The sequence below is a fragment of the Thiomonas sp. FB-6 genome (assembly GCF_000377645.1).
Classification (GTDB): Bacteria; Pseudomonadota; Gammaproteobacteria; order Burkholderiales; family Burkholderiaceae_C; genus Thiomonas_A.
In genome coordinates, this window is sequence record NZ_KB898472.1 from 140,266 (window position 1) to 152,034 (window position 11,769).

At 68.2% G+C, this 11,769-nt stretch carries 13 protein-coding genes and 2 tRNA genes; all 15 read left to right on the plus strand.

The features are described 5' to 3' along the window. The first annotated feature begins 78 nt into the window (after window positions 1-78). The 15 genes from D466_RS0104410 to D466_RS0104475 all read left to right on the plus strand — a co-directional run bounded on the left by D466_RS0104410 (window position 79) and on the right by D466_RS0104475 (window position 11,727). Window positions 79-155, plus strand: a tRNA-Val gene (locus D466_RS0104410). A gap of 221 nt (window positions 156-376) precedes the next feature. Beyond that, window positions 377-2,299 (plus strand): threonine--tRNA ligase, encoded by a 1,923-nt coding sequence (gene thrS / locus D466_RS0104415; RefSeq protein WP_026284874.1) that lies wholly within the window; start codon window positions 377-379, stop codon window positions 2,297-2,299. Between the two features lie 63 nt (window positions 2,300-2,362). Beyond that, window positions 2,363-2,908 (plus strand): translation initiation factor IF-3, encoded by a 546-nt coding sequence (infC, locus tag D466_RS0104420; RefSeq protein WP_026284875.1) that lies wholly within the window; start codon window positions 2,363-2,365, stop codon window positions 2,906-2,908. A gap of 194 nt (window positions 2,909-3,102) precedes the next feature. Then, complete coding sequence (rpmI, locus tag D466_RS0104425; RefSeq protein WP_018912501.1) at window positions 3,103-3,300, plus strand: 50S ribosomal protein L35; 198 nt, start codon at window positions 3,103-3,105, stop codon at window positions 3,298-3,300. A gap of 47 nt (window positions 3,301-3,347) precedes the next feature. Next, window positions 3,348-3,704 carry a 50S ribosomal protein L20 gene (gene rplT / locus D466_RS0104430; RefSeq protein WP_018912502.1) on the plus strand — a complete coding sequence of 119 codons (357 nt, stop codon included), beginning with the start codon at window positions 3,348-3,350 and terminating at the stop codon, window positions 3,702-3,704. 125 nt (window positions 3,705-3,829) lie between these two features. Next, complete coding sequence (pheS, locus tag D466_RS0104435; RefSeq protein WP_026284876.1) at window positions 3,830-4,882, plus strand: phenylalanine--tRNA ligase subunit alpha; 1,053 nt, start codon at window positions 3,830-3,832, stop codon at window positions 4,880-4,882. A gap of 51 nt (window positions 4,883-4,933) precedes the next feature. Further along, entirely contained in the window at window positions 4,934-7,354 is a 2,421-nt protein-coding gene (gene pheT / locus D466_RS0104440; RefSeq protein WP_018912504.1) for a phenylalanine--tRNA ligase subunit beta, read from the plus strand. 45 nt (window positions 7,355-7,399) lie between these two features. Continuing rightward, window positions 7,400-7,762 (plus strand): integration host factor subunit alpha, encoded by a 363-nt coding sequence (locus tag D466_RS20525; RefSeq protein ID WP_018912505.1) that lies wholly within the window; start codon window positions 7,400-7,402, stop codon window positions 7,760-7,762. A gap of 45 nt (window positions 7,763-7,807) precedes the next feature. Next, the gene (locus D466_RS0104450) at window positions 7,808-8,233 is read left to right on the plus strand and encodes a MerR family transcriptional regulator (RefSeq protein WP_018912506.1); all 426 of its coding nucleotides are present in this window, start codon (window positions 7,808-7,810) and stop codon (window positions 8,231-8,233) included. Between the two features lie 29 nt (window positions 8,234-8,262). Next, window positions 8,263-8,339, plus strand: a tRNA-Pro gene (locus D466_RS0104455). A gap of 525 nt (window positions 8,340-8,864) precedes the next feature. Continuing rightward, window positions 8,865-9,569 carry an antitoxin Xre/MbcA/ParS toxin-binding domain-containing protein gene (locus tag D466_RS0104460; protein WP_231385656.1) on the plus strand — a complete coding sequence of 235 codons (705 nt, stop codon included), beginning with the start codon at window positions 8,865-8,867 and terminating at the stop codon, window positions 9,567-9,569. After that, window positions 9,566-10,042, plus strand: coding sequence for an RES family NAD+ phosphorylase (locus tag D466_RS23125; protein ID WP_081629808.1), 477 nt, complete (start codon window positions 9,566-9,568; stop codon window positions 10,040-10,042). The genes D466_RS0104460 and D466_RS23125 overlap by 4 nt, the downstream gene beginning before the upstream one ends. A gap of 108 nt (window positions 10,043-10,150) precedes the next feature. Continuing rightward, window positions 10,151-10,486, plus strand: coding sequence for a helix-turn-helix domain-containing protein (locus D466_RS25085; protein WP_369759392.1), 336 nt, complete (start codon window positions 10,151-10,153; stop codon window positions 10,484-10,486). Window positions 10,487-10,549: 63 nt separating this feature from the next. Further along, window positions 10,550-11,023: an OsmC family protein gene (locus D466_RS0104470; RefSeq protein ID WP_018912509.1), complete on the plus strand. Its 474-nt coding sequence runs from the start codon at window positions 10,550-10,552 to the stop codon at window positions 11,021-11,023. 197 nt (window positions 11,024-11,220) lie between these two features. Continuing rightward, the gene (locus tag D466_RS0104475) at window positions 11,221-11,727 is read left to right on the plus strand and encodes a cysteine peptidase family C39 domain-containing protein (protein ID WP_018912510.1); all 507 of its coding nucleotides are present in this window, start codon (window positions 11,221-11,223) and stop codon (window positions 11,725-11,727) included. The last annotated feature ends 42 nt before the right edge of the window (window positions 11,728-11,769 follow it).

An 11,769-nucleotide genomic window follows, 5' to 3' on the forward strand; every position in this document is an offset into this window, starting at 1 on the left:
TGGGTCTTTCGCGCAGGCCTTGCACGACCCCGACACTTGCCTTGGCAGCCCCATGTCGTGCTACCATTGACGGTTTCCAGGCGGTTAGCTCAGATGGTTAGAGCGCTTGCTTGACATGCAAGAGGTCGTTGGTTCGATTCCAATACCGCCTACCAGGATTTCCCGCCGGCATGAATGCCGGCGACAACGCCGGCCACGCGTCCATGAAAGCCCTGCCACGTTTGCCGCTGCCCGCGCGAACTCGTCGCGAGCCCTGAACTCCCGACCAGGCTGTGCGGATCGTCGCGCGCGGACACCCCGACGCGTAGCAAGGACAGAAGTGCGGCTTGTCCGCACTTTTTTGTTGCCCGGCCCCCGGGCCCTGTTCCAGCGCACCATGCCCAACATCACGCTTCCCGACGGATCGCGACGCAGTTACGAACAGCCGCTGAGCCTGGCCGAGGTGGCCGCCAGCATCGGCCCCGGCCTGGCCAAGGCGGCGCTGGCCGCCAAGGTGGACGGCCGCCTGGTCGACCTCAGCCACCGGCTGGAGGACGGGCAGGACGTGCGCGTGAGCATCGTCACCGCCAAGGATCCCGAGGGGCTGGAGGTGCTGCGCCACTCCACCGCGCACCTGCTGGCCTACGCGGTCAAGGAACTGTTCCCCGAGGCCCAGGTCACCATCGGGCCGGTGATCGAGGACGGCTTCTACTACGACTTCGCCTACAAGCGCCCGTTCACGCCCGAGGACCTGGCGGCCATCGAACAGCGCATGGCGCAGATCGCCGCGCGCGACGAGCCCGTGCAGCGGCGCGTGCTGCCGCGCGACGAGGCCGTAGCCTTCTTCGAGGCGCAGGGCGAGCGCTACAAGGCCGAGATCATCCGCGACATTCCCGCCGGCGAGGACGTGTCGCTGTACACGGAAGGCTCCTTCACCGACCTGTGCCGCGGCCCCCACGTGCCGTCCACGGGGCGCCTGCAGGTGTTCAAGCTGATGAAGGTGGCCGGCGCCTACTGGCGTGGCGACCACCGCAACGAGCAGCTGCAGCGCATCTACGGCACCGCCTGGACGCGCAAGGAGGACCAGGCCGCCTACCTGCACCGCCTGGAAGAGGCCGAGAAGCGCGACCACCGGCGCCTGGGGCGCGAGCTCGACCTGTTCCACTTCCAGGACGAGGCTCCGGGCCTGGCCTTCTGGCACCCCAAGGGCTGGCAGATCTGGCAGGCCGTGGAACAGTACATGCGCCGCGTATACCGTGACAGCGGCTACCAGGAGGTGCGCGGGCCCCAGGTGCTCGACGTGAGCCTGTGGAAGCGCTCGGGCCACTGGGACAACTACGCGGAGAACATGTTCTTCACCGAGTCGGAAAAGCGCCAGTACGCGCTCAAGCCGATGAACTGCCCGGGGCACGTGCAGATTTTCAACGCCGGGCTGCGCAGCTACCGCGACCTGCCGCTGCGCTACGGTGAATTCGGCGGCTGCCACCGCAACGAGCCCTCCGGCGCGCTGCACGGGCTGCTTCGGGTGCGCGGCTTCACGCAGGACGACGGGCACATCTTCTGCACCGAGCAGCAGATCGAGCCCGAGGTGGCGGCCTTCCACGGCCAGGCCATGAAGACCTACGCGGACTTCGGCTTTTCCGACATCGCGCTGAAGATCGCGCTGCGCCCCGAGAAGCGCATCGGCAGCGACGAGGTCTGGGACAAGGCCGAGCAGGCCCTGCGCGACGCGCTGCGCGGCAGCGGCGTGGACAGCTGGACCGAGCTGCCGGGCGAGGGCGCCTTCTACGGCCCGAAGATCGAGTACCACATGAAGGACTCCATCGGCCGCGCCTGGCAGGTGGGCACCATGCAGGTGGACTTCATGATGCCCGAGCGCCTGGACGCCAGCTACGTGGACGAGCAGTCGACCCGGCGCCGCCCCGTCATGCTGCATCGTGCCATCGTCGGCTCGATGGAACGCTTCATCGGCGTGCTCATCGAACACCATGCCGGCGCCATGCCGCTTTGGCTCGCGCCGGTGCAGGCGGTGGTGATGAGCATCACCGACGATTCAGCCGCTTACGCGGCGCAAGTGGCGCAAAGACTGCAAAAACAAGGCCTTAGAGTCGAGTCTGATTTGCGCAGCGATAAGATCGGTTATAAAATCCGGGAACATTCGTTGCAAAAGATTCCTTACCTACTCGTGGTCGGGGACAAGGAACGTTCCAGTGAGTCGGTTGCGGTGCGCGCGCGCGGCAACCAGGATCTGGGGGTTCTGAGCCTGTCCGCGTTCGAGCAGCGCCTTCGTGCGGAGCTCGCCGCGGTGCAGGGAGGCTGAGGCGGCCGGATCCGGCCGCGGGCCTGCCGTCCCATGTCCATGAATTCATTGAAAGGCTGAACCATCGCTACGCTACAGAGCCGCAACGCCCCGGAGAAAAGGGCCCATCGCCTGAACCGTGAGATCAACGTGCCCGAGGTCCGCCTGAGCGGCGAGGAAAACGAGGCGCTGGGGATCGTGTCCATCGGCGAGGCCTTGCGCCTGGCCGAGGAACGCGGGGTCGACCTGGTTGAAATTTCCGCCACTGCCATACCGCCGGTATGCCGGCTGATGGACTACGGCAAGTTCAAGTACCAGGAACAGAAGCGCTCCCACGAGGCGAAGCTCAAGCAGAAGCAGATCCAGATCAAGGAGGTCAAGTTCCGGCCTGCCACCGACGAGGGCGACTACCAGATCAAGTTGCGCAATCTCAAGCGCTTCCTGGACGACGGTGACAAGGCCAAGATCTCGCTGCGCTTCCGAGGCCGCGAGATCACCCACCAGGAAATCGGCATGCGCCTGCTCGAGCGGGTGCGCGACGACCTCGAGGCGCATGCCCTGGTCGAGCAGATGCCGCGCCTGGAGGGACGGCAGATGATCATGGTGCTGGCACCGCGCAAGAAGAAGTAGCACGGTGCGGCACCGCCGCGGCGGGTATGCCCCGCCGGCCGCGGCGAACCCATCCGCAGCCATGGCGCAAGCCGTGGCGCGGGCCCCGGCGGCGGCCCGGTTCATCCGGGCCGTTGTCGATTCCAAGTGCGCACAGGCTCAAGTTCCGCACCGCGCGGGCGCCTGTGATCATGTTCAAACCAACGGAGCGATTCATGCCCAAGATGAAAACCAAGAAAAGCGCCGCCAAGCGCTTTCGCGTTCGGCCGGGTGGCACGGTCAAGCGCGGCCAGGCCTTCAAGCGTCACATCCTGACCAAGAAGACGACCAAGAACAAGCGTCATCTGCGAGGCAGTGCCGAAGTGCACGCCACGAACATGGGCCATATCGCCCAGATGATGCCCTTCGCCTGAGCCTGCGCTCTCGCGACGTTGTCCCTATTCGGTAAAGGAGTGTTCAGATGCCTCGCGTCAAACGTGGTGTAACGGCCCCCGCCCGCCACAAGAAGGTGCTCGACCAGGCCAAGGGTTTCCGCGGCCGCCGCAAGAACGTATTCCGCATCGCCAAGCAGGCGGTGATGAAGGCCGGCCAGTACGCCTACCGCGACCGCCGTGCCAAGAAGCGCGAGTTCCGCGCGCTGTGGATCACGCGTATCAATGCCGCCGTGCGCGAGCTCGGCATGAACTACAGCGTGTTCATGAACGGCATGAAGAAGGCCTCGATCGACATCGACCGCAAGGTTCTGGCCGACATGGCGGTGCATGACAGCGCCGCCTTCGGCAAGATCGTCGAGGCCGTGCGGGCGAAGCTGGCCTGATCCGGGCCCCAGGGGGCACGCCGGCGGCGTGCTCCCCGCCATGAGCCGCAGGCCTGGGATGTTCCCGGGCCTTTTTTCACGCCGGCGCCGCGTCGCGACGCCGGCCTGAAGGTTTCGCGATGACCATGAACACGCAACTGCAGGATCTGGTGAACCAGGCGCGCGAACAGTTCGCCGCCAGCCCGAGCGCGGCCGAGCTGGAGAACGCCAAGGCCCGGTTCCTGGGCAAGTCCGGCGCGATCACCGCGCTGATGAAGGACCTCGCGAAACTCTCCGCCGAGGACAAGCGCGCGCAAGGCGCCGAGATCAACCTGGCCAAGCAGGCCATCGAGCAGGCGCTGCAGGCGCGGCGCGACGCGCTGGCCGAGGCCGAACTGCAGGCGCGCCTGGCCGAGCAGGCCATCGACGTCACGCTGGACGGGCGCGGGCAGCGCCGCGGCGGGGTGCACCCGGTGATGCGCTCGTGGATGCGCATCGAATCCATTTTCCGCTCCATCGGCTTCGAGGTCGCCGAGGGGCCCGAGATCGAGGACGACTGGAGCAACTTCACCGCGTTGAACTCGCCGCAGGACCACCCGGCGCGCTCGATGCAGGACACCTTCTACGTCGACCTCGACGACGCGCGCGGCCAGCCGCTGCTGCTGCGCACCCACACCTCGCCCATGCAGGTACGCCACGCGCGCGCCCACGTGCAGCGCCACCAGGGCTCGGCGGCCATGCCCGACATCCGGGTCATCGCCCCCGGGCGCACCTACCGCGTGGACAGCGACGCCACGCACTCGCCGATGTTCCACCAGTTCGAAGGGCTGTGGATCGGCGAGAACGTTTCCATGGCCGACCTGAAGGGCGTGTACACGGCCTTCCTGCACGCCTTCTTCGAGCGCGACGACATCGAGCTGCGCTTCCGCCCCTCGTATTTCCCCTTCACCGAACCCTCGGCCGAGATCGACATGATGTTCGACAGCGGCCCGCTGCGCGGGCGCTGGCTGGAGATCTCCGGCGCCGGCCAGGTGCATCCGGTGGTGGTGCGCAACTTCGGGCTGGACCCGGAGCGCCACATCGGATTCGCCTTCGGCTCCGGCATCGAGCGCCTGACCATGCTGCGCTACGGAATCGGCGACCTGCGCCAGTTCTACGGCTCGGACCTGCGCTTTCTCGAACAGTTCGACGCCGCCTGAGCCGCCGCGCCCGCCGATCCCCCGAATCCAGATTTCGTCTTCCGCCGATCCATGCAAGTACCCGAATCCTGGCTGCGCAGTTTCTGCAACCCGAAACCCGGTATCGAGGAGCTCGCCGAAAGCCTCACCATGGCCGGCCTCGAAGTCGAGGAGCTGCGCGCCGCCGCGCCGGATTTCCGCGGCGTGGTGGTGGCCCGGGTGCTGGAGGTGACGCCGCACCCGGATGCCGACCGCCTGCGCGTGTGCCGGGTCGACGCCGGAGGCCCGGCGCCGCTGCAGATCGTCTGCGGTGCCCCCAACGTGGCCGCCGGCATGACCGTGCCCTGCGCCACCATCGGCGCCGAGCTGCCCCCGGCGGAGCCCGGCGGCAAGGCCTTTCGCATCGGCGCCGCGCGCATGCGCGGTGTGGACTCGCAGGGCATGCTGTGCTCGGCGCGCGAACTCGGCCTGTCCGTCGACCACTCCGGGCTGCTGGCGCTGGACGGGCAACTGCCGGTGGGCCAGGACCTGCGCGAGGCGCTGCGCCTGGACGAACGCATCCTGGAGATCAAGCTCACGCCCAACCTCGGCCACTGCATGAGCGTGTACGGCGTGGCGCGCGAACTCGCGGCCATCACCGGCGCCGAACTGCAGCGCCCGCGCTTCGAGCCGGTGGCGCCGCAGTTGCAGGAGACCCTGCCGGTGCGCGTGCTGGCCGAGGACCTGTGCGGGCGATTCTCCGGGCGCGTGATCCGCGGCGTCGACGCGCGCGCGCCCACCCCGGCCTGGCTGCGCCAGCGCCTGGAGCGCGCCGGCCAGCGCAGCATCTCCGCGCTGGTGGACATTTCCAACTACGTGATGCTCGAACTCGGGCGTCCCACCCACGTGTTCGACCTCGACCGCATCGAGGGCGGCCTGGAGGTGCGCTGGGGGCGGGCCGGCGAATCGCTGGAGCTGCTCAACGGCCAGACCATCGAGGTGGACGAGCGCGTGGGCGTGATCGCCGCCGGCAAGGGCATCGAGTCCCTGGCCGGCATCATGGGCGGCGAGGCCACCGCGGTGAGCCTGGACACGCGCAACGTGTACGTCGAGGCCGCGTTCTGGTGGCCCCAGGCCATCCGCGGGCGCGCGCGGCGCTACAACTTCAGCACCGATGCCGGCGCGCGCTTCGAGCGCGGCGTCGACCCCGCCACCACGGTCGAGCACCTGGAATACATCACCCGCCTGATCCTCGACGTCTGCGGCGGCCAGGCCGGCCCGGTGGACGACCAGCGCCTGCGCCTTCCCGAGCGCAAGCCGGTGGCCATGCGCGTGGCGCGCTGCGAACGCATCATCGGCACCCCGGTGGGTGCCGAGAGCATGGCGCGCATCTTCGAGCGCCTGGGCCTGCCGGCCGTGCGCGAAGGGCAGGGCGCCGACGAGCGTTTCGTCGTCACTCCGCCCAGCCACCGCTTCGACCTCGAGATCGAGGAAGACCTGGTGGAGGAAATCGCCCGCATCCACGGCTACGCCAACATCCCGGTGCGCCCGCCGCTGGCGCGCCTGTCCATGCTGGCCGAGCCCGAGGGACGGCGCAGCCAGCACGCGCTGCGCCTGGCCCTGGTCGAGCGTGGCTACCAGGAGACCATCCAGTTCAGTTTCGCCGAGCCGGAATGGGAAGCCGACCTGGCCGGCAACACGCAGCCCATCGCGCTGCGCAACCCCATCAGCGCGCAAGCCGGCGTGATGCGTTCGAGCCTGCTCGGCGGCCTGCTGCAGACCCTGCGCGCCAACCTCAACCAGCGTGCGCGGCGCGCGCGCATGTTCGAGGTGGGCCGGGTGTTCCTGCGCGCCCCCGGGCGCGAGGACCTGCAACCCGCCGGCGTGGAGCAGCCCGTGCGCGTGGGCGGGCTGGCCTACGGGCCGGTCATGCCCACCGGCTGGGCCGCGCCCGAGCGCCCGGTGGACTTCTACGACGTCAAGGCCGACGTGCAGCAACTGTGCGCAGGCTGCGGCGAGCTGCGCTTCGAGCCGGTGCAGCATCCGGCGCTGCACCCGGGCCGTGCCGCCGCCGTGCTGATCGGCGGCCGGCATGCCGGCGTGGTGGGCGAGCTGCACCCGCGCTGGGCCCAGAAATACGCGCTGCCCCTGGCCCCGATCGTGTTCGAGCTCGACGCCGCCCTGTTGCAGCAGCAGCTGCTGCCCCAGCCCCATGCGCTGCCGCGCACCCCCGCGGTGCTGCGCGACCTGGCCTTCGTGCTCGAGGCCGCCGTGCCCGCGGCCGGCGTGCTGGATCGGGTCCGCGAACTGCGCGGCGGCGATGCGCGCTGCGCCATCCTGGCCGATGCCGTGATCTTCGACGTGTTCCCGCTGCCGGGCACCAGCACCCGCAGCCTCGCGCTGCGCCTGAGCCTGCAGGCCGAGGAAACCCTCACCGACGCCCAGGCCGACGCCGCCTGCGCGGCGGTGGTGGAAGCCCTGCACGGCGCCTTCGGCGCGCGGCTGCGCGCCTGAATCCGCCCATCCGACGACCGTCTTTCGCGAAGGACCCATCCCATCATGGAAAAACTGGTCACCAGCCTGCAGACCCCGAGCCTGACCAAGGCCGAGTTGTCGGAACTGCTCTACGAGCGCATCGGGCTGAACAAGCGCGAGTCCAAGGACATGGTGGACGCCTTCTTCGACCTGATCCGCGACGCGCTGGCCAGCGGGCAGGACGTGAAGCTGTCCAATTTCGGGAACTTCCAGTTGCGCGACAAGGCGCAGCGTCCGGGGCGCAACCCGCGCACCGGCGAGATCATCCCCATCCGCGCGCGGCGCGTGGTCACCTTCCACCCCAGCCAGAAGTTCAAGGAGCAGCTGCAAGGCCCCCAGGAAGCGGCCCTGCCGCTGACCATCACCGGTACCGCACCCCGCGCCTGAGCGCCGGGCCCGCTCCCCTCGCACGCCCGCTGAGCCGCGCCCGCCATGACCGCCTCCTCGGATCTGCCGCCGATTCCCGCCAAGCGCTACTTCACCATCGGTGAGGTCAGCGAGCTGTGCGGCGTGAAGGCCCATGTGCTGCGCTACTGGGAGCAGGAATTCAGCCAGCTGCGCCCGATGAAGCGCCGCGGCAACCGGCGCTACTACCAGCACCACGAGGTGCTGCTGATCCGGCGCATCCGCGAGCTGCTGTACGACCAGGGCTTCACCATCCACGGCGCCCGCGCCAAGCTCAGCCAGGCCCAGGGCGCCGAAGCGCTGCGCGGCGCCGAGACCGCCGCGCCGGTGGTGCTGCCCGGAGTGCCAGCGGTGCCGCTTCCCGCCGGCGACCCCGCTTCCTGGACACCGGCCGGGCGCGAGGAGCTGCTGCGCGAACTTTTCCTGCTGCGGGAGCTTCTGCGCGGCGACTGAAGCTGCTACACTTTTCGTTTTCGGTCAGTCGGGGCGTAGCGCAGCCTGGTAGCGCACCTGCATGGGGTGCAGGGGGTCGGAAGTTCGAATCTTCTCGCCCCGACCATCAAGACCGAAAGAGAATCAAGGACTTGCCCCAGGTCCTGAGAAGCCCGCCCTGACATGTCATGCGCGGGCTTTTTCGTGGGCGTTGCTTGCGCGGCAGATCGCCGCTCAGTGCGCGGGCCGTGCGGGCTGCAAAGTCCGTCGGCACCCCTTGGGGTCGTTCCGGCATCCCCGGAACGGCCGCGTGCCGTTCCACGGGACGTTATGCCACAGGTCGACGGGCTTCGGGGCAGCGATGACCGTCCGCCGTTTCGCCGCCCATTCCTGCAGCAGTCCCACGAGACAGAGCAGGGCGAACAGGGCGAACAGGGCAAGCGCGAAACCGCTGAGGTCGCGGATGCGTGCCGACGAAAAGCACCAGGCCGGGGAGAGCGCGACCCCACCATGGCAGTGCCATCGCCGGTCGAGCAGTCAACCTGGGTCGCTGCGCGGTGAGCTCCCTCAACACCCGGCGGGCCGATCCTGCCGGCCTCCACGTCCGCCATCCTATCCCCCTTGCCGGTAATTCGTGCAAATCGAGGCTATGATGAGCATCAATTTGGACGCCACGACCATGACAGACCTGAGCGAAAAGACCGCCCCCGCAAAGCCATCGGCCAAGCGCCGTGCAGCGCAGCCAGCAACTGCCTCTGCAGTCGCAAGGAAGTCGGGGCGGGCCGCGGAGGCCGGCGTCATGGTTCATGAGCCGGGCGGCGCGGTCTCGAAGACTTTGGAAGGGTCGGTCGTAAAGCGAGCCAAGGTGAACATGGCGCCCGGCAAGCACCGGTTGATCACTTATATCCACAGCAAGGGCGTCGAGGCATTTGTGACCAGCGTCGCCAAAGCGACCCCGATGGAGATCGTCGAGGTCGAGCGGCACGGGATCGACAGCATCTTCCTGAAGGACTTGTCCAAGTTTATGGACATCCCGGCCGTGCGCATCTTCGACATCGTTGGCATCCCCAAGGCGACGGCAGAGAAGAAGGTTGCGGCCAAGGAACGGATTTCGGGTGCCGGCGGCCAGGCGGCCCTCGGCCTCGCACGGCTACTGGCTATCGCCAAGAGCATCATCGAGAACTCGACGGCCGCTGAGGCGAAGGACTTTGATGTTGCCAAGTGGCTGGGCCAATGGATCGAGCGCCCGCAGCCTGTGTTGGGCGGCCGCAAGCCAGCTGATCTCATCGGCACGCCGACCGGACTCGACATGGTCGCCAGGGTCCTGGGTGCCATCGAGAGCGGGGCTTACCAGTGATCCTCTGGCGAATCGCTGCCGACACGAGGAGTCATGGCGCCGACGACCTCAGTGGCGCTGGCGCGGCAAAGAGTCCGGGTCGCTGGAACGATGTTGGACAACCCGTCCTGTACACGGCACCCACGATCGCGATCGCGGTGCTGGAGACCGCTGCGCACATCGACGACGGCGGACTGCCGCTGAATCGCTATCTGGTCGAGATCACGGTACCCGACAAGACATGGTCGGCCAGAGAGACCTTGGACATAGGCAGGCTCGACATTACGTGGTCGGCCATTCCTGCAGGACGCGGTAGCGTGAAGCGGGGTTCCGACTGGATAAGGGGAGGTACGGCAGCACTTCTCGTTGTTCCATCGGTCATCGTGCCGGAGGAGCCGGCTGTGATCGTCAACACGGGTCATCCTGACGCCGCTGGCCTCAAGGCACGCATCGTCCGCCTATTCGAGTACAACCGCCTGTTCCGCGCAGCTTAGAAGCAGCAGGGGAGACGTTTTCCGGCAAGATACGACGCCGTAAGTTCCACCGCGGCGAACGCCTGTGAGCGTCGCGACGTGGCCCGCGCTGGCTCCACGCCATGCACCTTGCGCTTCCTCAGCGGCGGTTGCCGCAAAGTGCGCTGGTCTCGGGCGGGCATGGGCAAGCGCCGCGGAGCGCGCGCGATCTATTTCGTCTCGCGCCCCTGTGGCGAAATCTGGCTGTTGCTGCTTTACGCCAGGTCCGTTGTCGAGCCGAACGAGGTGCTACAGGCTCGGCAAGGCACGGGCCTGTCCCAGGCTCAGTTCGCCCAGCCCCTAAGCATTTCCAAGCGGACTCTGCAAGAGTGGGAACAGGGGCGACGCTCGCCCTCGGGGGCGGCCCAGGCGCTGATCCGCATCGCGCGCAAGCACCCCGAGGTGGTCGGCGAAGCGCTCGCCTGAGCGCCGGGGCGGAGGACCCCGGGAATTGACGCATGGCCCAACGAATGCCAAGGAGGCGCCGACATGGCGGAACAGCACGAATTCATCAGCCGGGTCGAGTGGACCGGCAACCGGGGCGAGGGCACGCGCAGCTATCGCGGCTATGACCGCAGCTGGGACATCGCGATTCCGGGCAAGCCGGTGGTGCACTGCTCGAACGATCCGCGCCTGGGCGGCGATCCGGGGCTTGCGAACCCCGAGGACCTGCTGATTTCCTCGCTGTCGGCCTGCCACATGCTCTGGTACCTGCACCTGGCCAGTGTCGCGGGCATCGTGGTGCTGGGCTACCGCGACCACGCGGTCGGCGTGGGCGAGAGCACCCCCGACGGCGCCGGGCGCTTCGTGAAGGCGGTGCTCAGACCCCACATCGTGGTCCGCCGCGGTGCCGACCTGGCCCGCGCCGAAGCCATCCACGGCGAAATCGGCAAGGTCTGCTTCATCGCCCGTTCCGTGAACTTCCCGGTGCACCACGAGCCGAGCTTCGAAGTGGTGGACTGAGCTCCCGAGCGAGTTCCGGGCAGGTAGGCTGTCAAGTGGTGCAAACACGCGTAACAAGATGCGACGGAGGACCCGTTTGTCCCGGAAAGTGGATAAATTGACCTCGTCGTTGTTCCCATCAACTGCGGACGAAACGTCGTTCGCGCGCGCAGGGAGCGACGATCCACCACAGCCAGAACAAGAACTCGAGGGAACGCATGCGACAAGCCGCGGTGCCGAAACCCGCCGAGCTGCCGGCGGACGAGCGGGCGGCGACGGACGACGCGGGCCTGTCCTGCCTGGTCCTGATCGCGCGCCTGCACGACCTGCCGGCCGACGGGCCTTCGCTGCGCGACCACCTCGTGCGTCCCAGCGGGGCGCTCAGTCCCATCGACCTGCTGCTGGGCGCGAAGGCCCTGGGCCTGAGCGCGCGCGCCGTGAAACTGCATCCGTCGGCGCTGGAGCCGGCGCAGCTTCCCTGCATGGCCCTGGTGCCCGACGGCCGGCATTTCGTGCTGGCCCGGCTGGAGTCGGGCAAGGCCCTGGTGCTGGACCCGGCCAACGGCCGCGACGACCTGCTGGACGGCGCCCAGCTCACGCTGCGCTGGGATGGCGAGTCCATCGTGTTCGGCACCTTCGACGAAACTCCGGAGCCGCGGCTGCGCGGCCCTCGCGCCTGGCTGAGCGACTTCGGGCGGGTGTTGGGCTTCCTGTTCGGCGCCTGAGCCTTGCCGCGTCCGGCCGGCGCCGCGGCGCCGCCTGCAGGA